At 63.4% G+C, this 20,759-nt stretch carries 26 protein-coding genes; 12 read left to right on the top strand and 14 right to left on the bottom strand.

Annotation, left to right across the window (positions count from 1 at the left end; all coding sequences use genetic code 11):
- Positions 1 to 124: 124 nt before the first annotated feature.
- The 5 genes from ubiB (at position 125) to moeB (ending at position 4,264) form a co-directional block, all read left to right on the top strand.
- The gene (ubiB, locus tag JWR51_RS09290; protein ID WP_299746595.1) at positions 125 to 1,663 is read left to right on the top strand and encodes a 2-polyprenylphenol 6-hydroxylase; all 1,539 of its coding nucleotides are present in this window, start codon (positions 125 to 127) and stop codon (positions 1,661 to 1,663) included.
- Positions 1,664 to 1,749: 86 nt separating this feature from the next.
- Positions 1,750 to 2,358 (top strand): hypothetical protein, encoded by a 609-nt coding sequence (locus tag JWR51_RS09285; protein ID WP_299746593.1) that lies wholly within the window; start codon positions 1,750 to 1,752, stop codon positions 2,356 to 2,358.
- A complete protein-coding gene (gene dut / locus JWR51_RS09280) occupies positions 2,355 to 2,825 on the top strand; it encodes a dUTP diphosphatase (protein ID WP_299746591.1) in 471 nt (156 codons plus the stop codon). Before JWR51_RS09285 ends, dut begins: the two co-directional genes overlap by 4 nt.
- A 4-nt stretch (positions 2,826 to 2,829) precedes the next feature.
- Positions 2,830 to 3,537, top strand: a complete 708-nt coding sequence (locus tag JWR51_RS09275) for a DUF2259 domain-containing protein (protein WP_299746590.1) — start codon at positions 2,830 to 2,832, stop codon at positions 3,535 to 3,537.
- Positions 3,527 to 4,264 carry a molybdopterin-synthase adenylyltransferase MoeB gene (moeB, locus tag JWR51_RS09270; protein ID WP_299746588.1) on the top strand — a complete coding sequence of 246 codons (738 nt, stop codon included), beginning with the start codon at positions 3,527 to 3,529 and terminating at the stop codon, positions 4,262 to 4,264. The genes JWR51_RS09275 and moeB overlap by 11 nt, the downstream gene beginning before the upstream one ends.
- Before the next feature lie 167 nt (positions 4,265 to 4,431).
- Here the strand turns inward: moeB and fabB are convergent, their stop codons facing one another.
- A complete protein-coding gene (gene fabB / locus JWR51_RS09265; protein ID WP_299746586.1) occupies positions 4,432 to 5,658 on the bottom strand; it encodes a beta-ketoacyl-ACP synthase I in 1,227 nt (408 codons plus the stop codon).
- Positions 5,659 to 5,709: 51 nt separating this feature from the next.
- Complete coding sequence (gene fabA, locus JWR51_RS09260; RefSeq protein WP_299746583.1) at positions 5,710 to 6,249, bottom strand: 3-hydroxyacyl-[acyl-carrier-protein] dehydratase FabA; 540 nt, start codon at positions 6,247 to 6,249, stop codon at positions 5,710 to 5,712.
- Between the two features lie 182 nt (positions 6,250 to 6,431).
- On the opposite strand from fabA, the gene irrA reads away from it, so the two are divergent.
- Positions 6,432 to 6,878, top strand: coding sequence for an iron response transcriptional regulator IrrA (gene irrA / locus JWR51_RS09255; protein ID WP_299746581.1), 447 nt, complete (start codon positions 6,432 to 6,434; stop codon positions 6,876 to 6,878).
- Between the two features lie 5 nt (positions 6,879 to 6,883).
- On the opposite strand, the gene JWR51_RS09250 is transcribed toward irrA, so the two are convergent.
- The 3 genes from JWR51_RS09250 to JWR51_RS09240 are packed head-to-tail and all read right to left on the bottom strand — an operon-like array spanning position 6,884 to position 7,944.
- Positions 6,884 to 7,132 carry a BrnA antitoxin family protein gene (locus JWR51_RS09250; RefSeq protein ID WP_299746579.1) on the bottom strand — a complete coding sequence of 83 codons (249 nt, stop codon included), beginning with the start codon at positions 7,130 to 7,132 and terminating at the stop codon, positions 6,884 to 6,886.
- On the bottom strand, positions 7,104 to 7,391 hold the full coding sequence (locus JWR51_RS09245) for a BrnT family toxin (protein WP_299746578.1): 288 nt from the start codon (positions 7,389 to 7,391) through the stop codon (positions 7,104 to 7,106). The genes JWR51_RS09250 and JWR51_RS09245 overlap by 29 nt, the downstream gene beginning before the upstream one ends.
- A gap of 37 nt (positions 7,392 to 7,428) precedes the next feature.
- On the bottom strand, positions 7,429 to 7,944 hold the full coding sequence (locus JWR51_RS09240; protein ID WP_299746576.1) for a hypothetical protein: 516 nt from the start codon (positions 7,942 to 7,944) through the stop codon (positions 7,429 to 7,431).
- Positions 7,945 to 8,043: 99 nt separating this feature from the next.
- Here JWR51_RS09240 and JWR51_RS09235 point away from each other — a divergent pair, with 99 nt between their 5' ends.
- Genes JWR51_RS09235 through JWR51_RS09220 form a run of 4 tightly spaced genes read left to right on the top strand, consistent with a single transcriptional unit; the run spans position 8,044 to position 10,902 of the window.
- Positions 8,044 to 8,880, top strand: coding sequence for an arylamine N-acetyltransferase (locus tag JWR51_RS09235; RefSeq protein WP_299746574.1), 837 nt, complete (start codon positions 8,044 to 8,046; stop codon positions 8,878 to 8,880).
- The gene (locus tag JWR51_RS09230) at positions 8,880 to 9,485 is read left to right on the top strand and encodes a YdeI/OmpD-associated family protein (RefSeq protein WP_299746571.1); all 606 of its coding nucleotides are present in this window, start codon (positions 8,880 to 8,882) and stop codon (positions 9,483 to 9,485) included. Before JWR51_RS09235 ends, JWR51_RS09230 begins: the two co-directional genes overlap by 1 nt.
- Positions 9,482 to 10,003, top strand: a complete 522-nt coding sequence (locus tag JWR51_RS09225; RefSeq protein ID WP_299746569.1) for a DUF1697 domain-containing protein — start codon at positions 9,482 to 9,484, stop codon at positions 10,001 to 10,003. Before JWR51_RS09230 ends, JWR51_RS09225 begins: the two co-directional genes overlap by 4 nt.
- A complete protein-coding gene (locus JWR51_RS09220) occupies positions 10,000 to 10,902 on the top strand; it encodes a ribokinase (protein WP_299746567.1) in 903 nt (300 codons plus the stop codon). Before JWR51_RS09225 ends, JWR51_RS09220 begins: the two co-directional genes overlap by 4 nt.
- Positions 10,903 to 10,979: 77 nt before the next feature.
- Here JWR51_RS09220 and infC read toward each other — a convergent pair whose 3' ends face one another.
- Positions 10,980 to 11,516 (bottom strand): translation initiation factor IF-3, encoded by a 537-nt coding sequence (infC, locus tag JWR51_RS09215; RefSeq protein ID WP_299746601.1) that lies wholly within the window; start codon positions 11,514 to 11,516, stop codon positions 10,980 to 10,982.
- Positions 11,517 to 11,690: 174 nt separating this feature from the next.
- Between infC and JWR51_RS09210 the strand changes: the two genes are divergently transcribed.
- Positions 11,691 to 12,464 carry an alpha/beta hydrolase gene (locus JWR51_RS09210; RefSeq protein WP_299746565.1) on the top strand — a complete coding sequence of 258 codons (774 nt, stop codon included), beginning with the start codon at positions 11,691 to 11,693 and terminating at the stop codon, positions 12,462 to 12,464.
- 188 nt (positions 12,465 to 12,652) lie between these two features.
- Here JWR51_RS09210 and JWR51_RS09205 read toward each other — a convergent pair whose 3' ends face one another.
- The 4 genes from JWR51_RS09205 to JWR51_RS09190 all read right to left on the bottom strand — a co-directional run bounded on the left by JWR51_RS09205 (position 12,653) and on the right by JWR51_RS09190 (position 16,099).
- On the bottom strand, positions 12,653 to 13,306 hold the full coding sequence (locus JWR51_RS09205) for a GNAT family protein (RefSeq protein ID WP_299746562.1): 654 nt from the start codon (positions 13,304 to 13,306) through the stop codon (positions 12,653 to 12,655).
- Positions 13,303 to 14,169 carry an NAD-dependent epimerase/dehydratase family protein gene (locus tag JWR51_RS09200; protein ID WP_299746559.1) on the bottom strand — a complete coding sequence of 289 codons (867 nt, stop codon included), beginning with the start codon at positions 14,167 to 14,169 and terminating at the stop codon, positions 13,303 to 13,305. Before JWR51_RS09200 ends, JWR51_RS09205 begins: the two co-directional genes overlap by 4 nt.
- Positions 14,169 to 15,308 (bottom strand): tRNA epoxyqueuosine(34) reductase QueG, encoded by a 1,140-nt coding sequence (gene queG / locus JWR51_RS09195; RefSeq protein WP_299746556.1) that lies wholly within the window; start codon positions 15,306 to 15,308, stop codon positions 14,169 to 14,171. Before queG ends, JWR51_RS09200 begins: the two co-directional genes overlap by 1 nt.
- Positions 15,309 to 15,421: 113 nt before the next feature.
- Entirely contained in the window at positions 15,422 to 16,099 is a 678-nt protein-coding gene (locus JWR51_RS09190) for a glutathione S-transferase family protein (RefSeq protein WP_299746554.1), read from the bottom strand.
- Positions 16,100 to 16,234: 135 nt separating this feature from the next.
- On the opposite strand from JWR51_RS09190, the gene JWR51_RS09185 reads away from it, so the two are divergent.
- Positions 16,235 to 17,041 (top strand): undecaprenyl-diphosphate phosphatase, encoded by an 807-nt coding sequence (locus JWR51_RS09185; protein WP_299746551.1) that lies wholly within the window; start codon positions 16,235 to 16,237, stop codon positions 17,039 to 17,041.
- A 171-nt stretch (positions 17,042 to 17,212) separates the two neighbouring features.
- On the opposite strand, the gene JWR51_RS09180 is transcribed toward JWR51_RS09185, so the two are convergent.
- From JWR51_RS09180 to trxA (JWR51_RS09165), 4 genes are all read right to left on the bottom strand, one after another.
- Positions 17,213 to 17,848 (bottom strand): outer-membrane lipoprotein carrier protein LolA, encoded by a 636-nt coding sequence (locus tag JWR51_RS09180; protein WP_299746549.1) that lies wholly within the window; start codon positions 17,846 to 17,848, stop codon positions 17,213 to 17,215.
- Positions 17,849 to 17,946: 98 nt separating this feature from the next.
- A complete protein-coding gene (locus JWR51_RS09175; RefSeq protein ID WP_299746547.1) occupies positions 17,947 to 19,617 on the bottom strand; it encodes a glycoside hydrolase family 3 N-terminal domain-containing protein in 1,671 nt (556 codons plus the stop codon).
- Between the two features lie 169 nt (positions 19,618 to 19,786).
- A complete protein-coding gene (gene trxA / locus JWR51_RS09170; RefSeq protein WP_299746544.1) occupies positions 19,787 to 20,110 on the bottom strand; it encodes a thioredoxin in 324 nt (107 codons plus the stop codon).
- 322 nt (positions 20,111 to 20,432) lie between these two features.
- The gene (gene trxA, locus JWR51_RS09165; RefSeq protein WP_299746541.1) at positions 20,433 to 20,756 is read right to left on the bottom strand and encodes a thioredoxin; all 324 of its coding nucleotides are present in this window, start codon (positions 20,754 to 20,756) and stop codon (positions 20,433 to 20,435) included.
- Positions 20,757 to 20,759 lie beyond the last annotated feature (3 nt).

Below are 20,759 nucleotides of genomic sequence, written 5' to 3'. Positions count from 1 at the left end.
CTCCCTTTGGGGGAGAGGTCGACCCTCTTGGGTCGGGTGAGGGGGCCTTTTCTCGGCTCGGTGTCTGGGGAAAGCCCCCTCACCCGTCGCTGCGCGCCGACCTCTCCCCCAAAGGGAGAGGTGGATGCTGATTTCCGCCTATTTCCGGCTGGTCCGGGCCGGATATGTGCTGGCGCGCGAGGGTGCGCTGTCGATCATCGTGACGCGGGACCTGCCGCTGCCCTTGCGTTTTGGCATCGGGCTGGGCCGAGTGATCGAGCGGCCATCTGTGCGCCGCACCGGCCATGTGGAGCGGCTGAATCGGGCGCTCAACCGGCTGGGGCCGACCTATGTGAAGTTCGGCCAGACGCTGGCGACCCGTCCCGACGTGGTGGGCACCGAAGTGGCGGCGGACCTGGCCGGCCTGCAGGACAAGATGGAGCCGTTCGATGCGGCTCTGGTGCCGGGCATTCTGCTCGAAGCACTGGGCACCAAGGCGGCCGAGCTGACCGAGCTGTCCGCGCCGATCGCGGCGGCCTCGATCGCGCAGGTGCATCAGGCAAAGCTGGTGCCTGCCGAGGGGCTGAAAAAAACGGTGGCGGTCAAGATTCTGCGGCCGGGCGTGGCAAACCGCTTCATGGCCGATATCGAGAGCTATTATGCCGGCGCGCGGCTGGCCGAGCGGCTGGTGCGGTCGACGCGGCGCCTGAAGCCCACGCAAGTGGTGGAAACGCTGGACCGCTCGGCGCGACTGGAACTGGACCTGCGGCTGGAAGCGGCGGCGATCAGCGAATTTGCCGAAAACATCAAGGACGACGAAGGCTTCGTCATCCCCACGGTGAGCTGGGACCACACGGCGCAGAACGTGCTGACCACGACCTGGGTGGACGGCATCCCGATCCGCGACAATGCGGCTCTGGACGCGGCGGGGCTGGACCGCAAGGCGCTGGCCAGGACATTGCTGCAGAGCTTTTTAAAGCACGCCATCCGCGACGGGTTTTTCCACGCCGACATGCATCCGGGCAACCTGTTCGCCGATCCGCGCACCGGCGCCGTGGTGGCGGTGGATTTCGGCATCATGGGCCGCATCAACCGGGCGGAGCGACGGTTCCTCGCCGATATCCTCTTCGGTTTCATCACGCGGGATTACCGCATGGTAGCGCAGCGCCATTTCGACATCGGCTATGTGCCGGCGGCGCAATCGGTGGACGATTTCTCGTTGGCGATCCGCTCGATCGGCGAGCCGCTGCATGGGCGCACGGCGCAGGACATTTCGATGGCTCGAGTGCTGGGGCAGCTCTTCACCATCACCGACCTGTTCCAGATGCAGGCGCGGCCCGAGCTGGTGCTGCTGCAAAAGTCCATGGTGCTGGTGGAGGGCGTGGCGCGGGCGCTCGACCCGGAGCTGGATATCTGGACCATAGCAGAGCCGGTGGTGGGCGACTGGCTGCGGCGCGAAGAGGGCCCGCCGGGCAAGCTGGCCGATCTCAAGGATGGGCTCAAGATTTTCTCCGATGCGGCGCGGCGGGTGCCGACTATTCTGAGCCAGGCCGAGTTGGCGCTGGCCGATTTCCATGCGGAAAAGCACAATCGCGAAGTCTTCCCGCGCTGGATGCTGCTGGCTTTGGGCTGGCTGGGGCTGATCCTCGTGGCGGTGATGATCTGGCGGCTAGCCACGGTCTAGACGTCAATCAATCGTCACCACCTTGCTCCCCACCGCCCTGCCTCATAGATTGCCGGCCGGTGCGCCGGTGTCTGGGGAGACGGGATATGGGTTTGAACTGGGCCGGCCGGCTGGCTGGCGTTGTGCTGCTGGCCACGGGGCTAGCGGGCTGCATCGATGCCAAGGTCGACGTCACCGTCACCAGCATGACCCGCGCCAAGGCGGTGATGACCCAGGTCATGGCACCCGAATTCTATGCCATGGTCAAAACCAATGCGGCGCAGGCGGGCGCCGGAGCGCCGGCCGAGGACGAATTCTGCTCCAAGGGCGACTTGACCGAAAACAAGGACGGCAGCGCCACCTGCGTGCTGACTGAGGAGGGCCCCTTTGCCGGGCTCAGCATGGGCAATGAGAAGCAGACCATCACCTTCACGCCGGCTGGGCCGGGGCTGGTGCGCGTGGCCCTGCCGACCGCCGACATGAAAAGCGAGATCGGCGTCGATGACAAGATGGACGAGGAGACCAGGCAGATGATCGAGGCCTTTTTCAAGGACCACGCCATCACGCTGCATTTTGCGGGGCTTGAGGTGACCGATACCAATATGACGCTGGCGGCAGACAAGAAATCGGCCGAGCAGGTGATCCCGTTCCTCAACCTGATCGACGGCACCGCGGATCTGCCCGATGAACTCTATGCCGTGGTGCGGGTGCAATGAGCAGCGTGGTGGTGTCGATTGGCCTGGTCTGGCTGCCTCATGGGAAGGGGCTGGCGCTCCCCATGGCCCATAGCGCGGGCGCGGCGGGGGCCGATCTGGCCGCGGCGCTGCCCGAGGGCGAACCGGTTGTGCTGGCGCCGGGGCAGCGCGCGCTCATCCCCTGCGGCTTCTGCATGGCGCTGCCGATCGGTTACGAGGCGCAGGTGCGGCCCCGCTCGGGGTTGGCCGCCAAGCATGGCATCACGGTGCTGAATTCCCCCGGCACGATCGACGCCGACTATCGCGGCGAGATCAAGGTGATCCTGATCAATCTGGGACAGGATGCTTTTGCCATTGCGCGCGGGGAACGGATTGCGCAAATGGTTGTGGCCCCGGTAAATATGCCCCAATTCGTGGTGGAGACTTCGCTCGATGTTACAGAACGCGGCTCGAACGGGTTTGGCTCGACTGGTCAGGGCAACCGCTAGCCTTTTGGCGGTCCTGCTGCTGGCAGCGCCCGCCACGGCGGGTGACCGGGCGCTCGCCGATTTCATTGGCTTTTCCAGCGACGGGCGCTATTTCGCCTTCGAGGAATTCGGCGTGCAGGACGGCTCGGGCTTTGCCTATTCGAGCATTTACGTGCTCGACATGAAAATGGACAACTGGGTGATCGGCACGCCGGTACGCGCCCAGGCCAATGACGAAACCACGACGCTGTACGAGATCAGGGCTCAGGCCGGAACCCAGGCCAAAGCAACGTTGGAGGGCCTCGATATCGTGGTGCCGGCCGAGATCGCCGCGCTGATCGGCGACGGAACCCCCGACAATGACGGCAGCAAACTGCGCTTCGGCGCGCCCGGCTATGCGGTGCCCGGCGATGTGCTGGGCGATTTCGAACTGGCGCTGACGCGCTTTACCGCCACATCCGCATCGCCCTGCGATGACTTGTTCGGCGCTCCGCCCATGGGGTATGAGCTGAACCTCACCACCGCTGGCGGCGACACGCGGCTGCTACATCGGGACGAGACCCTGCCCCGCTCGCGCGGCTGTCCGCTGAACTATCGGCTCTATGGCGTGGTGCTGCCGCAGGATGCCGGCTCGACCAGCGTCGGCATTGCGGTGATTTCGGTCTATCCGGGTGGTTTTGAGGGTCCGAACCGGCGCTTTATCGCCGTGCCGCTGGCGCCCCGTGACCTTTAGCCCAGACGAAAGCCGCCGCTATGCCCGCCATCTGGTGCTCAAGGGCATGGGCGGGGGCGGCCAGCAGGCGCTGCAGAAGGCGCGTGTGCTGGTGATCGGGGCCGGCGGGCTGGGCAGTCCCGCCATCGCGTATATGGCGGCGGCCGGCGTGGGCACGCTCGGCATCGTCGACAATGACAGCGTGTCGCTGTCCAACCTGCAGCGCCAGATCGTTCATCGCACGGATGCCATCGGGCAGGCCAAGACGGCGAGCGCCGTGGCCTTTGCGGCAGCGCTCAATCCGCATGTGGGCATGGTTGCCCATGAGGTGCGCATCGACGGCGCCAATGCCCAGGCGCTGGTCGATGGCTACGATCTGGTGCTGGATGGCTCGGACAATCTGGACACCCGCCGCGCCGTGGCCGCCGCCTGCGAGGCGCTAAGCCGACCGCTGGTGAGCGGGGCCGTGGGCATGTTCGACGGGCAATTGACGATTTTCGCACCGCACCTGCAGCGCGCCGATAGCAGCCCGGCGCCAAAATTCACCGATCTCTATCCCGCGGAAGCCGGTGACGACGACCTGCCGTCCTGCGAGGCCAATGGCGTGCTGGGGCCTTTGACAGGAGTGATCGGCACGCTGATGGCCATGGAGGCGATCAAGCTGATCACCGGCATCGGCGAGCCGTTGATCGGGCGCGTGCTGGTCTATGACAGCAAGGGCGCGCGGTTTTCAGAGTTTTCGTTTTAGGGTTCGGTGCTTAGCACGGTGGTTGCCCCCACCCACCGCCTTCCCGCGGACTTGATCCGCGGGCCATTCCCAACATGGCGTGAGCGGCGAAAGGCCCGCGGATCAAGTCCGCGGGAAGACCGGTGGGTGGGATGGATCAATGCGTAGGCCGCTAGCGAAGCCCGCGCCTAAGCGTCCGGATGCTTGAACACCAAAGCGGCGTTCGTCCCGCCAAACCCGAACGAATTGGACAGCACCACGCCCAGGTCCACATTGTCGCGGCGCTGGCGCAGGATCGGCATGTCTTCGAAGGCCGGATCGAGGTTTTCGATATTGGCGCTTTCGCAGATGAACCGCTCCTTCATCATCAGGATCGAATAGATCGATTCGTGCACGCCGGTGGCGCCCTGCGAGTGGCCGGTCAGCGACTTGGTTGCCGAAATCGGCGGGCACTTGTCGCCACTGCCGAACAGGGCGCGGATGGCGTCCATTTCCTTGAGGTCGCCCACCGGGGTCGAGGTGGCATGGGGATTGATGTAGTCGATCTTCTGTTTGACGTTTTCCAGCGCCATGCGCATGCAGCGTTCGGCCCCCTCCCCTGAGGGCGCAACCATGTCCTGACCATCTGAGGTGGCCCCATAGCCGATGACTTCGGCGTGGATGGTGGCGCCGCGCGCCTTGGCATGCTCCAGCTCCTCGAGCACCAGCACACCGGCGCCACCGGAGATGACGAAGCCATCGCGGTCGCGGTCATAGGCGCGCGAGGCGCGAGCCGGGGTAGCGTTGAAGTCCGAGGACATGGCGCCCATGGCGTCGAACAGGTCGCTCAGCGTCCAGTCGAGATCCTCATGGCCGCCCGCAAAGACCACGTCCTGCTTGCCCATCATGATCTGCTCATAGGCATTGCCGATGCAATGCTTGGAGGTCGCGCAGGCGGCGGAGATGGAATAGTTGATGCCCTTGATGCCGAACGCGGTGGCCAGCGTCGCCGAAGCCGTCGAGCCCATCGCCTTGGGAACGGCCAGCGGGCCGATGCGCTTGGGGCTTTTCTTTTCGCGGGTGATATCGGCGGCTTCCACAATGGTGCGGGTCGAGGTGCCGCCCGAGCCCATGACGATGCCGGTGCGTGGATTGGAAACATCGCTGGTTTCCAGGCCCGCATCGGCAATCGCCTGCTGCATGGCCAGGTAATTCCAGGCCGCGCCCTTGCCCATGAAACGGGTGACGCGCCGATCAAGAATGGCGAAAGGATCGAGCTGGGGGTCGCCATGAACCTGGCTGCGAAAGCCCAGTTCGATGTAATCGGGCGCAGCGATAATGCCTGGCTTGGCGCTGCGCAGGCTCGCGATCACCTCGGCGATCGTATTGCCGATCGAGGAAATGATACCCATGCCGGTGACGACAACCCGTCTCATCTGCTTGCCACGCTCCTGCTTGATTGGTGCCCGTTTGCCGGGCACTCGATGTTATGCCGACTTTGCAGCTTTTTGATCATGCAGCTGGCTATCGGTGAACAGGCCAACGCGAAGATCCTTGGCCTCATAGATCAACTTGTCGTCCGCCTTGACCCAGCCATCCGCGATGCCGAGGGTAAGCCGCGAGCGCATGACCCGCTTGATATCGATACCGTATTCGACAACCGCAACATCGGTTGTAACTTGGCCGGTCAATTTAATTTCACCACCCAGCGCCCGGCCCCGGCCTGGCGAGCCGGTCCAGCCCAGGAAAAACCCGGTCATTTGCCAGAGCGCGTCGAGGCCCAGGCAGCCCGGCATGACCGGATCGCCGATGAAATGGCACTTGAAGAACCAGAGGTCCGGATTGACGTCGAGTTCGGCTCGCACCTGGCCCTTGCCGTAGGCGCCGCCATTGTCGTCGATGCGGGTAATGCGATCGAACATCAACATGGGCGGTGCAGGCAAGCGAGCATCCATCTGGCCGGGTAGTTCGCCGCGACCATGTGCCAGCAGCTCTTCGTACCCAAATGCGTTCGCGCGGTCCGCCATCCAAAGCTCCCGATTAACCCTGCCGACCCTAGTAGAGGGGTGCGGCAAAGGGGTCAAGTAAGCCCGCCTCAGCCTTAGGACCAGTTGGCGACAGCCATGGGCGCCGCGCCGCTTGTGCCAAGGGGGTTGCGTGGCTATAAGGAAGGCTTGTTTCCGGCCCTTTTCGTGTTCCAAAGGACCCAATGCCAGATCGCAACCAGACCGTCCGCACCCTTCCTTCGCGCAAGCCATGCCTCACGGCGGTGTTGCGGATGGCGGGCCTGCGCCCCACGCGCCAGCGCGTCGCTTTGGCCGAATTGCTGTTCGGCGGCCCGCATCGCCATGTCAGCGCCGAGCAACTGCATGGCGAGGCCAACGAGGCCAGCGTCAATGTTTCGCTGGCGACGATCTACAACACACTGCACCAGTTCCACGAAGCGGGCCTGCTGCGCGAAGTCGCGGTCGATGCCTCGCGCTCCTATTTCGATACCGACACGTCCGATCACCACCACTTCTACGTCGAAGACGAACAGCGGATGATCGACATTCCGGCCACGGCCGTGGAATTCAAGACCCTGCCCGAAGTGCCGCACGGCATGGTGATGAGTCATGTGGACGTGGTCATCCGGGTGCGCAAGCAGCAGGGCTGAGGGCTCTACTTGCGCAATGTCCGCGCAAAGGACTCCAGAACGGCATTCATTCGGGTTTGGTAACCCTTGCCAGTGGCCTTATAGGCATCGAGCACCGATTTCTTGACGCGCAATGTGACCTGCTGGGTGCCCTCGGGCTCGACCAGTTTGGCATTGGCCCAGAACTCGTCGTTGAGTTCGGGGATGTCGCTATAGTCGATCTTGTTGTCGCCTCGCGCCGCCAGCTCAGCCAGACGCTTCTCCGAAATGCTCATGATAGGCCTTCCTTTCCTGCCGATTGGCAAGCCGGGCGGAGATGAGGCGAACCGTGCCATCGCGGTCGGTATGAACCAACGCCACAGCCACGATTTCACGAATCAACCCAATGCTCAGGATCCGCACCTCGCCGTAGTCGAAGCGAACGTCAGGGCGCGAAAATATCGGGCCCTGGAAGATCAGTTCGGCCTCTTCGAAGCTGATGCCGTGCTTGAGCAGATTGACGCGGTTCTTGTCCTCGTCCCACTCGAAACTCATCGCAATGTAACTACAAATGAAGTTCCATTCAAGTCCCTCACAGCTTGCCGAAGGCCACGCCCTTCCAGCCCCAGCCGGCGGCCTGGGCGGTGGCAACCAGGGGGTCTTTGATTTCGCTGGTCTTGAAGCGGTATTCGTAGACCTTGCCGAAGGACAGGTCGTCTTCCTTGAAGGCGAAGGCGGTGCCGAAGCTGAATTCCTTTTTTTGGCCACGGAAGCTGGAGACGGCGAGAGCGAGATTGGGCACGCCGGCGCGCCATTCCACGGTCCATTCCTGGTCCACCGAGCGAACTTCGCCACTGGCCTCGTCGAACTTCATCAGCACCTTGAAGGTCTTTTCGAGCCCGGCCTTGGCGAAAATCTCATACCAGCGGGCATCGACAATCTTCCATTCGGCAACGAGATCACAGCGTTCCGGCGCGCCGTCACGAATGATGAAAGGCGCGGTATCGCGGTTGATCGCCAGCAGCTGCTGGCGCAGCGCCGATGCGGGCTGCCGCGCCACGCCGTCGGGGGCAGATTTGCTGCCGGTTAGCCAGTCGAACATGCCCATGGTGATTTCCCTTGATCCAAAATGCGCGCCCCGACGTGACAAAGCCGGTCGGCTTGCAGCATATTGCGGCGCAATCGAAAACAACGACAAGGGTGGTCGATGAGTCGGAAGGTCAATCTCAACGCTTATTTCGAGCGCATCGGCTTTGCGGGCTCGATCGCGCCGAACCTGGCGACGCTGGAATTGATCCACGCCCTGCACCCCGCCACCATTCCGTTCGAAAATCTCAATCCGCTGCTGGGCCTGCCGGTGCTGCTGGACCAGGAGAGCCTGGAGCAGAAACTGCTGGCCGAACGGCGCGGCGGCTATTGTTTCGAACACAACACGCTGCTGATGGCAGTGCTGCAGGAGCTCGACTTCACCGTGCGGGGGCTGGCAGCGCGCGTGGTATGGGCCGATGCCGAGGCGATCGATCGGCCGCCCACCCATATGGTGCTGGCCGTCGATATCGCGGGCACGACCTATATTGCCGATGTGGGCTTTGGTGGCCTGGGGCTGACGGCGCCGATGAAGCTGCGCGCCGATATCGAGCAACCGACGCCGCATGAAACCTACCGGCTGACCGGCGGTGATCCCGACTGGCACCTGCAGGTGCAGCTCGGCGAGCATTGGCGCACCCTCTACGTGTTCACGCTGGCCGAGCAGCAGGAAGCCGATTACGAGGCGCCCAACCTGTTCGTATCTACCGATCCCGGCTCCAAATTTGTCCGCGACCTGGGCATGGCGCTGTCGCCGAGCGGGCGCCGGATCACGCTGGGCGGGAACCGGCTCACGGTTCGTGTGGCGGGCGAACCCGATCTGGTCGAGGTTCTGGGCACCGTCGAGGCCATGCGCGACGCCTTGGTGAGTGTATTCGGCATCGGCGTGCTGCCGCCGGCGGAACTGCTGGACCCGGTGCTGCAGCGCATCATCGACCAAGCGCCGAAGGCCGAGTAATGGCGCCCGTCATCGTCGATCCCAGCCGGGTGCATGAATTCGCCGACCAGGCGGCCTTCGAGGCCTGGCTGAAGCGGCATCACGCCAGCGAGCCCGAAGTGTGGATCCGAATCTTCAAGAAGGCGTCCGGTACGCCCTCGATCACGCCGGTTGAAGCCATCGACGTGGCCCTGTGCTGGGGCTGGATCGACGCCATCCGCAAGTCCTATGACGAGGTCTCGTTCCTGCAGCGCTATACTTTGCGCAAGAGCAAGAGCGTGTGGAGCCAGATCAATCGCGACAACGTCGCGCGCCTCGTCGCCGAGGGGCGGATGACCGAGCACGGTCTCAAGGATGTCGAAAAGGCCAAGGCTGACGGCCGCTGGGACGCTGCCTACCGCACCAAGGACATGGCGGCGCCCGAGGACCTGATGGCGGCCATCGGGGCCGAGCCGAAGGCAATGGCCATGTACCAGACCCTGACCAGCCAGAACCGCTTTGCGCTGATCTTTCGGGTCAATGCGCTCAAAACTCCCGCCGGTCGCGAAAAGAAGATCAAGACCTTCGTGGAGATGCTGGCCAAGGGCGAGACCATCCACCCGCAGGGCAGGGCAGCCAAACCGTGACGCGCTATGCGGCGTTTCTGCGCGGGGTCAATCTGGGCAAGCGCCAGGTCAAGAGCGCCGACCTGCTGGCGGCGTTCAAGGCGATGGGGTTCGACAACGTCAAGACGCTGCTGGCCAGCGGCAATGTGCTGTTCGATGCCGATGATGTGGATGCACGGGCTATCGAGACCGGGCTCGAAAAGCAATTTGGCTTCGATATCGGCACCGTGCTGCGCAGCCAGGAGCAATTGCGCGCACTGGTGGCGCTCGATCCCTTTGCAGGACGCGTCGAAGACGATAACACCAAGCTCTATGTCACCTTCGTCGATGACTTGAACGCCAAATCCCTGCCGATGCCCTGCGCAGTCGCGGGCGATTTCGAGGTGGTCAGGCTGACCGATGCGGAAGTGTTCATCCTGGCGTTCCGCAAACCGGACGGACGCTTCGGATCGGGCATGGACATCATCTGGAAGCACTTCGGCAAGAAGCGGCTATGGACGTCGCGCAACTGGAACACTGTTTTGAAAGCGGCCAAATGATCACTGTTTTCGGCTCCACGGGCCTGGACCAAATCGGCACCGTGCCTCGCCTGCCCAAGCCCGGCGAGACCGTCATGGGCGGGGTCTTTGCTACCGCACCGGGCGGCAAGGGTTCCAACCAGGCATTGGCGGCGCGGCGGGCCGGGTCGGACGTGAAGCATGTGGGCGCAGTCGGCGACGACCTGTTCGCCGCAGAGGCAACCGCCTTGCTGCGTGCGGGAGGGGTCGATCTTTCGGCGCTCAAAAGCGTTCCCGGCGCTACTGCGGTTGCCATGATCTTCGTGGACGCCCATGGCGAGAACTGCATCGCCGTGCTGCCGGGAGCCAACGCCACGGTGACGGCCGCCGATGCCGAGGGGGCATTGGGCGAGCTAGCGGCGGGGAGCGTGGTGATGTTGCAGCAGGAAATTCCGCAGGCGGCGACCGAGCGGGCGCTGGACCTGGCGCGCGAGCGCGGCCTCGTCTCAATCCTCAACACTGCCCCCTATCTCGACAGCACGCCGAGCGTGGCCCACAAGGCGACGATCCTGGTTGCCAACGAGACCGAATTCCAACTGCTGAGCGGTCGCGGCATGGATGAGCTGGACGCCGCGATGCTGGACTGGTCCGCCCGGCACAACCAGACCGTCATCGTGACCCTGGGCGGTGATGGCGCCAAGGCTGCCACCGAGGGCGAGCTATTCCACGTCAATGCCCTGCCGATCAAGCCGATCGATACCGTGGGCGCCGGCGATACCTTTTGCGGCTATCTGGCGGCCGGGCTGGATGCGGGGCTGGGTCTCAAGGCGGCGATGAAGCGGGCGGCCGTGGCGGCGAGTCTGGCCTGCCTCAAGCCCGGCGCGCAGCCGGCCATTCCGCTGGCCGCCGAGGTAGAAGCGGCGATGGCGTCTCTGGCATAAGACAGTCCGCCGGCCCAGCTTGGCTCAACAAAAAGGCAGGCCGCTTGGCCTGCCTTTTTCAATTCATCCGGCGGCCCTTATTTGGGCGCCAGCACCATGACCATCTGCCGGCCTTCCGAGCGCGGCTGCGACTCGACCTTGGCCACGGGCTCGAACTGGTCCTTGACCTTGATCAGCAGCAGCATGCCGATGTCCTGGTGCGCCATTTCGCGGCCACGGAAGCGCATGGTGATCTTGACCCGATCGCCATCATCGAGGAAGCGCTCGACCGCCTTCATCTTGGTGTCGTAGTCGTGGGTATCGATATTGGGCCGGAGCTGGACTTCCTTGACCTCGATCACCTTCTGCTTCTTGCGCGCCTCGGCAGCTTTTTTCTGCGCGGCGTACTTGAAGCGGCCGAGGTCGAGCATCTTGGCGACCGGCGGCACGGCGTTGGGAGAGATCAAGACCAGGTCCAAACCCTGTTCCTGGGCTTCTGCGAGCGCGATGCGGGTGTTGACGATCCCGCGGTTCTCGCCTTCAGCGTCGATGAGCTGGACATCGGCACTGGTGATATCTTCGTTAGAGGGCGGCCCATCTTTCTGGGGCGCAACTGGTCTCATGGGACGACGAATGGCAAACGTTCCTTGTATTGACAAACCAAATGGTGAAATCGGCCATAAAATCGTGTTAGCGCAGGCATAAGTCAACAGGCAAACGCGCACAAAATGCCACCTGTTGCGCCTTTGCGCCCGCGCCGGGCCACCATTGCTGGTTAGGCTTTATAACATCGAAAGAGGCTGCGACCTATGCCCAACGTGGAAAGCCGAACACTAACGGTCGGGACGGGTTCGGAAGCCCGCACCATCGCCATGGAAACGCGCGCCGGCGGTTCGCCCGGACTGTTCTGGCTGGGCGGGTTTCGCTCGGATATGGTCGGCGCCAAGGCCATGGCGCTGGACGCGCTGGGCGCCGAAAAGGGTCTTGCGATTACGCGGTTCGACTATTCGGCGCACGGGGTTTCGGGCGGCGATTTCGAATTGGGCACCATCAGCCGCTGGCTGGAAGAGGCCCAGGCCGTGTTTGCGACCACGACCGGCCCGCAGATCATTGTCGGCTCCTCGATGGGCGGATGGATCGCGCTACTGCTGGTCAAGACGATGTTGGCGAGCAATACGCAGCGCGCCAAGGGGCTGGTGCTGATCGCGCCGGGCGTCGACATGACCCATGAGCGCATGCTGCCGGGGTTTTCACCGGAGCAGCACGAGTCTCTGCACAATGTGGGCTACGTGGACCGGCCCTCGCAATATTCCACAACGCCTTATCGCATCACGCGAAAACTGATCGAGGACGGCAAGCAGCACCTGATGTTCGGCGGGGTGATCGAGACGGGGTGCCCGATCGTCATCCTGCAGGGCGGTCAGGACCCCGACGTTCCGCAGGAGGCGGCGATCAAACTGGTGACGCATATCTTGCACGACCCGGTGACGCTGACGCTGATTCCCGATGGCGACCACCGATTGAGCCGGCCGGAGGATCTGGCACGGTTGCGGGCGGCAGTGATGGGGCTGGTGGAGGCCTGAAGGATAGCGGATATCCGAAACGCTCAACGGTCTTCCCGCGGGCTTGACCCGCGGGCCACCCTCAGTCCGGCACGCGCTAAGAGAGGCCCCCGGATCAAGTCCGGGGGAAGTGCGGTGGGTGGTTGGGCATCGGTGTGGACCCAACCACCGCGTTATTCCGCGCAGGCGGGAACCTCTGCTTCTCCAGATTACCGCACCACCAACTTCGTCTTCTGCATCCCATCCGCACCGAAATTATCCGGCGCCAGCCAACGTTCATACTCCGCCCGCATGGCCGGCCATTCCCCATCGATGATCGAGAACCACGCGGTATCGCGGTTTTCGCCCTTGGCGATACGGTCCTGCCGGAACAGACCCTCATACTGGAACCCAAACCGCAATGCCGCCGCCTTGGAGGCGAGGTTCAGGTTGTTGGTCTTCCATTCGAAGCGGCGATAGCCCAAATCGTCGAAGGCGTGGCGGGCGAACAGGTAAAGTGCCTCGGTGGCGATGCGCGAGCGGGCCATGGCCGGCCCCCAATAGACGGCACCGATTTCGATCGAGGCATGTTCGGGGAAAATGCGCAGCCAAGCCTGGTGACCCAAAGCGCGGCCGCTGGCCTTGTCGATCACCGCCACATAGGTTTCGGTGTGCGACAGGGCGACGTCGTTGATCCAGCTTTCCATGTCGCCAAGGTTTGCCGGCGGCTCCTTGAACAGCCAGCGGTAGCGCTCCGGCACGCCCTCACCGATCGAGGCGGCGTAGAGATCGGCCGCGTGGTGAATGGCGATGGGTTCGAGCCGGGCATAATTGCCACTGAGGACAATGCGCTGCGGCGCGGACTTGGCGGGCTGAACGGTCATGGGTGTCTCGAGAGGCAATCGGCGAGGCCGTCGCGGTAAGTGGGAAACAGCAGGTCGATGCCCAGCGCGCTTTTGATGGCGGCGTTGGAGACGCGCTTGTTGTCGGCATAGAACGAGCGCTGCATCGGCGTAAGGTCGGCAGTATCGAAGGCGATCTCGGGCGGCGGCGTCACGCGTGCCATCGCGGCCGCATGGGCGATCACGTCCTGGGGCGGGGCCGGCTCGTCGTCGGAGAGATTGAAGGTGCCGTCTAGTTTCTGCTCAGCCGCCAAGGCGGTGATGCGGCCGATATCGGCAACATGGATGCGGTTGAACACCTGGCCCGGTTTGACGATGCGGCGCGAGGTGCCGTCGGCGAGCTTGTCGAAGGTGGAGCGACCCGGCCCGTAAATGCCGGCGAGGCGCAGGATGGCGAGGGGCAGCCCGCGGTCGGTAGCATAATCGCGCCAGGCCTGTTCGGCCAGCACGCGGCGGTCGGAGCGGGCATTGCGGGGCACTAGCGGGGCGGTCTCGTCGATCCAGGCGCCACCGAAATCGCCATAGACCCCGACGGTGGAATAATAGCAGAGCCAAGCCAGGTTCGGCGCGGCGTCGAGATCGGCGCGGTGATGAACCAGCGCCGGGTCGCCGGCCTCATCGGGGGCGATGGACAGCACCACATGGGTGGCGTTGCGCAATTCGGTGCCCAGGGTGTGGCCGGGCGCCGTGCCGTCGAACACATGGGCGGAAATGTCGAGCTTGGTCAGCGCTGCGGCGCCCGAGGGAGTGCGCGAAGTGCCGGCGATAACAGCCGCAGGATCATGCGCAAAAATGGCCCGCGCCGCGGCCTGCGACGAAAAACCCATGCCGAAAAAGAAAAACATCAGAGGTCCGCGGTCCATTCGAGACGGACGCTGTTGTGGCTTTCCCGGCCCAGAGAAGCAAGCCTTTGCGCATCGGCCCGCGCCGGGGCCAGCCGTCGCAGCGCCCAAATGGCCGCGCCGCGCACCAGCGGGCTTTCGGCCTCAAGCCGGGCCTCGGCCAACGGCGCCAATTCGGCATCGCCGCTATTGCCCACCGCGATCAGCACATTGCGCAGAAACCGCGCATGCCCGATCCGCTTGATCGGCGAGGCGGCGAAAAGCGTGCGGAAACCGTCGTCGTCGAGCCTAGCCAGATCGGCGAGCGCCGGGCGCTCCAGATCGGCGCGCGCGCGCAGCTTGGCCTCGCGGCTGACCTTGGCGAATTTGTTCCACGGGCAGACGGCCAGGCAATCATCGCAGCCATAGATGCGGTTGCCCATCGGCACGCGGAACTCGTGCGGAATGGGGCCCTGATGCTCGATATTGAGATAGGCGAGGCATCTTCTGGAATCGAGTTGGAACGGCGCCGGGAAGGCATTGGTGGGGCAGATATCGAGACACCGCGTGCAGGAGCCGCAGCTTTCCTCATGCGGTGTGCTAGGCGGCAATTCGGCTGAGGTGAAGATGGCGCCGAGAAACAGCCATGACCCAAACTCGCGACTGACCAGCACAGTGTGCTTGCCCTGCCAGCCGAGACCAGCCGCCTCGGCCAGCGGCTTTTCCATCACCGGGGCGGTATCAACGAACACCTTCACTTCGGCTCCGGACCAGCGCGACAGCAGGCCCGCGAGCTCCTTGAGCTTGCCCTTGATGATTTCGTGATAATCGCGATTGCGGGCATAGACCGAAATCGAGCCGCGATCGCGTTCGCCCAGCACCGCCAGCGGATCGCTCTCCGGCCCGTAGTTGACGCCCAGCAGAATGATCGAACGCGCCTCCGGCCACAGCGCATTGGGGCTGCCGCGCCGCTCAGCGGTTTCGGCCATCCAGTCCATATCGCCATGCCAGCCCGCATCGAGTGCAGCGGTGAGCTTGGCGGGAAGATCGGGGCGGGCGGTGGCCGAGGCAATACCAAAACTGTCGAATCCCAGCGCACTGGCGCGGGTCCGCAATTCGGCGATGAGCTTGTCGGTAGTGCGCGCCGTATCAGCCATGATCATCCAGGTCATTCCCGCGTAGGCGGGAACCCCTGTTTAATGCCACGATGCCGGTCCTGCAAACGGAGGTTCCCGCCTGCACGGGAATGACCCCGTGGTGGTGGGGGTGTCAGAGCCTAAAAATCCAGATCCGCGTAACCGGCATGCGGCGGCATCGCCACGACGCGATCATTGAGCAAGGTCCGAAATGCCGGGCGCGATTTGATGCGGGAGTACCAGAGGCGGGTTTCGCCGGCTTTGCCCCAATCGATATCGCCCAGATAATCGAGCGTCGACAGATGCGCCGCCAGGGCGAAATCGGCCAGGGTCAGGCTATTGCCGGCCAGCCACTGGCGGGTGGCGAACAGCCAGTTGAAATACAGCATGTGTTCGTTGAGATTGGCCTTGGCCACGCGCAGCACCGATGGCTCCGGCGTGGCGCCACGCTGGTCGCGCTTGACGATCTTTTCTTCGAGGATGTAGCGCGTCACCTCGTCATTGAGCTTGAAGATCACCCATTCCATCAGCCGCCACATTTCGGCGCGAGCCGGCGCATGGGCGGGGATCAGTCCCTCTACGATATTGGGCGTGTACTGATCCTCGATGGCGTGGATAACAGCCAAGAGGCCCACCACCGGAGCGTCGTGTTCGCCCATCATGATGGGCAAGGTGGCGGCCGGATTGATTTCGAGCAGGCCCGGTTCGCGCAACCATGGCTTGATCTCCTCGACGTCCAGCGGCACGCCATATTCAGCGCACATCAAGCGTGCAAGGCGGGAGGACGGATCGAGAGGATGGTGCAGCAGAGTGGGCATTCGGCACGCTCTTTCCAACAAATTATTACATTTTGCCGCCAGCCCCAGCGGCTTCTTGGCGGCTCGCGCGAACCACGCTATGAGCGTAGCAGCCTACGCGGCGCCAAGCAGCCAGAATTAGGGGATCATCTGAACGTGGATCAAGGTCTTTTTGTGCCGCTCATCCTGGGAATTCTGGAAGGGCTTACCGAATTCTTGCCAGTCAGCTCGACCGGGCATCTGTTATTGGCCGGTCATTTCTTCGGATTGACGCAGCCCGCAGCCTTCATCGTGCTGATCCAACTCGGCGCGATCCTGGCGATCGTGACCATCTATTTCACCCGGCTGGCACTGTTGATCCGCGACGCTTTCACCGGCAAGGCCTATGCGTGGCGCTTCGCGCTCAGTGTTGTCCTCGCCTGCGTGCCGGCGATCATCGCGGGCGTTCTGCTGCATGACGTGATCCAGGGCGCGCTGTGGGAATCGCCCGTGCTGATCTGTTCGTGCCTGCTGGTCGGCGGCGTGATCCTGCTGATTGTCGATCGCATGCCCAAGCGGGTGATCTACGACGATATCTACCAATATCCCTGGTATCTGGCGCTGATCATCGGGCTGTTCCAGATGCTCAGCCTCGTGCCCGGCGTATCGCGTTCGGGCTCGACCGTGGTGGGCGCCATGCTGTTCGGCGCCAGCAAGCGCTCGGCGGCCGAATTCACCTTCTTCATCGCCCTGCCGATCATGATCGGCGCGTTTGGGTACGACCTCTACAAAAGCCGAGACCTGATCGACATGAGCGCCGGGCTCAATATCGCCATCGGCTTTGCGGCGGCCTTCGTGGTCGGCGCGATCGTGGTGCGGTATCTGCTGAACTTCGTCTCCAGCTACGGTTTTGCGCCGTTCGCCTGGTGGCGGATTATCGTGGGCGCCGCCGGGCTGGTGGCGATTTTCATGTTCGGGAAGTAAGGGCGTCGATCGTCCCGCCACCGCTGGCAATTAGACCCACCGAGCCTTCCCGCGGGCTTGACCCGCGGGCCACCGTCAACACGGCACAAACGGCGAGAGGCCCGCGGATCAAGTCCGCGGGAAGAACAGGGGTGGGTAAGTCTGGAGAAGACTGCCCGATAACAGCCAGCGCTACTGCTTGGTCGAGGGATCGAGACCCTTGTACGTAGCCGGGATCGAGAAATACGAGCGCGGGATGTCGACGCCTTTTTCGACGTCATAGAGCGAGAAGGTCAGTTCGGACCCGCTCGGTTCCACCAGGCTCCACTGCACCAGGTCCATGGTGGCGACGTCGAAAATCAGCGACACCTGCACCGTGCCGGCGGCGGTTTCGTCGCTGAGCACGACGGTCATATAGCCATCCGCATTGGTGACATCGAGCACATTGGCCGTGAGCAGGTTGATCTGGTCGCCGAGGAACTGGCGCAGCGGGATCGAGTCCTGCGGATAGGCGTAATAGGTTTCGTCCGCGCGGTTGAGCACGTAAAAGCCGCGACCGACCGAGACGATCTCTTCCTTGCTGGGTGGATTGTAGCGGAAGCGGATCTTGTCGGGCCGTTCGAGGAAGAACGTGCCCTCGGTGCGCCCGCCATTGGTATCGATCTGCAGGAACCGGCCCACCATGGTGCGGATCGCCGAATTATGGGCGCCGATGTCGGTGATCAGCTGCTGCTCCTCGGGGCTCAGCGCGCGATCCAGCGCCAGCGCCGGTAGCGTCGAGGCCAGGGCGGCGGTGAGGCCAAGCAGCAGTGCATCGCGACGAATCATGACTATCGGGTCCCTTGGTGGATATCGGGTGAGTATTGGTCGAGGCTAACCTATGCAGCAATTGCGGCAACAGGTGGAAGGTTCCGTTCAGGCCCGGTTCAATAACGTGCCTGCTCGCTGCCACAGAACGCATCGACGGGGCTGTTGCCGGCAAACTGCGTGCGTCCCAGCAGCGCCTCGACCACCGCCTCCTGCAGCGGCTCGGCGGTGCCATAGGCGTTGATATAGGTCTTCACGCCCGGCGCGTCGTAGAGATAATAGGGAAAGCCGAACGAGATCATCAGCGTCGGCACGTCGTGCCAATAGCGGTGCATGGCGCCGAACAGGTTGCCGGTCAGCTTCATCCAGTCGAGGAAGATGCTGCTCCGTGTCAGCAGTGTCTCATCGCCGAACAGATACAGCACCAGATCGAAATCGCGCGGATTGACGCTCATGCCGGGTGTGTAGAGCGTCACCGCAAAGCCCTCGCGCTCCAGCCGCTCCGGCATGCTGAACGCCACCGGCCCGGGCGCCAGCGGCATGACGATATCGCCGGAAAACACCAGCACGCGATGATGCCGCTCGGGGCTCAGCGGCAGCAGGTTCTGCGTATCCTTGACCAGGGTCGGCACCCGGCTGGTGACCGAATGAGCGGTGATGGCACTGGCCGGATCGCCCAGCACCGCGCGCGCCGTTTCAAGTTCGGGCGGCAGTTGCGCCTTATGCAGGCCCAGCTTGGCCTTGAGCGCCAGGATACGGGTGACGGCCTCGTCGACCCGCTCCTGGGTCAAGCGGCCATCGGCAATGGCCGAAACCAGTCGCATCAGGTCCGCATCGGGATCGTCGGAGAACAGGATCACGTCGCAGCCGCTGGAGACGATTTCGGGCAGGGTCACGTCGCGCGGCCCCCAATCGCCGAGCCCGGCCATGGCGGTGGCGTCGGAGACGATCAGCCCGTTGAAGCCGAGCCGCCGGCGCAGCAAAATCTGGTTCAACACCGCGCTGATCGAGGCCGGGCGGAACGCCTCGACACCCGCGTGGGGATCAAGCTCGCGCACAAAGGCCGGAAACGCGATGTGGCCGGCCATGACCGCCAGCACGCCGGCCTCGATCGCGGCGCGGTAGAGGCGGCCGAATTTTTCGTCCCACTCGGCAAAGCTCAGCGGATTGACGGTGGTCACCAGATGCTGGTCGCGATCGTCGAACCCTTCGCCCGGCCAATGCTTGACGGTCGCCGCTACGCCATTGGCCTGGAAGGCGGCGATCTGCGCTAGCGCGTGGCGCTCGATACGGTCGACATCGCTGCCATAGGAGCGGGTGCCCACGATGGCGCTCTTGAAGGCCGCGTTGATATCGACGACCGGAGTGAAGCTCCAGTTGAGCCCGACCGCATGGGCCTCGCGCGCCATGATGGTGGCAATCGCCTCGGTGTCGGCAATGTCGTCAGCTGCCGCCAGCCCCAGCGGATTGGGCACGGCCGTGCCGAAGGGCAGGCTCATGCGGCTGCCTTCGAGATCGGCGCTGATCAGCGGGGGAATGGCCGATCCGGACATCAGGTCGCGCGCCAAGCCGATTTCGCTCTCGAGATCGGGGGTGAACACCCGCGTGATACCGCCCGGCTTGAAGCGCAAAACATTGTCGAGGAACATCTCGGGGGCGCCGCGCACCATCAGCACGAACAATTGCGCCAGCTTGTCGCGCGGCCCCAGCCCGGCCAGAGTGGCGGACACCCAGGCCATCGCCTCGTCATCGAGATTGAATGGCGCCGCCGCCAGATCGATATGAGCCATGTCCCGAATCCTCCAAAATCTTAACTTTTCTTAAGACTTAGCAGAGGCGGGCGGGCTTGGGCAAATTAGAGCATGTCTCTCGAAAGTGGTCACCGGTTTCGAGAACAAGACATGCGGCAAGATAAAGACCTAAAGCGCAGGGAGCGAATCTGGAAGATCGCGACGCGCTTTAGGCGGCGTGGCTTTCCAGCCACTTGAGCAATTGCACCCGCGACTGCCCGGCGCCGACCTTGATATCGACCGGCTGGCCATTCTTGAACACCATCAGCGTCGGCATGGCGCGCACGCCATACTGGCTGACAATGGCGGGGTTGCTGGCGACATCGATCTTGACGATCTTGGCCCGACCTGCCAGCTCGACCGAGAGCGTATCCATGATCGGGTCCATCGCCAGGCACGGCTGGCACCACTCGGCCCAGAAATCCACTAGCACCGGCTCGCGCGCCTCCAGCACTTCGGCGGAAAAATCGGCATCGGTCACTTGGCGGGCCATGGTGTGTCTCCAGTTGCGGGAGGCGGACGTTACGCCGAGTCGAGATTGATGCGAAGCAAAGCGCTTCCGATTCTGCGGTCATTTGTCGAAGGATTATTCCCTCTGTGCCACGCCCTCGTGGTTCGAGGCTCGTAAGCACTCGCACCTCACCATGAGGGCTACTCTGGTATCGACCTTCCACAGCCCGCATTCCCAGTAGTCCTCATGGTGAGGTGGGAGCGTAGCGACCCTCGAACCACGAGGGACGTGGCACCATTTAGACCACAAACAAAAACACCGCCGGATCGCTCCGGCGGTGTTTGAAAATTTCAGTCAGGAAAGCTTAAGCCGCGTGGCTGGTGAGCCACTTGGAGAGGCCGGCCTTGGGCGTGCCCGCACCGATCTTCATGTCGGCAGCTTCGCCGCCCTTGAACAGGATCATGGTGGGGATCGAACGGACGCCGTACTTGGCGGTGGTCGAGGGATTCTCGTCGACGTTGAGCTTGACGATCTTGACCTTGCCGGTCAGCTCAGTGGACAGCTCATCGAGCACGGGGGCGATCGCCAGGCACGGCCCGCACCACTCGGCCCAGAAATCCACGAGGACTGGCTCTTTGGAGTTAAGGACTTCCTCGCCAAAATCGGCGTCGGAAACATGTTGAGTCATTTG

The organism is Devosia sp., from assembly GCF_028290625.1.
Taxonomy (GTDB): domain Bacteria; phylum Pseudomonadota; class Alphaproteobacteria; order Rhizobiales; family Devosiaceae; genus Devosia.
Note: the sequence above shows the minus strand (reverse complement) of the source record. Positions and strands in the feature narration are given on the sequence as shown.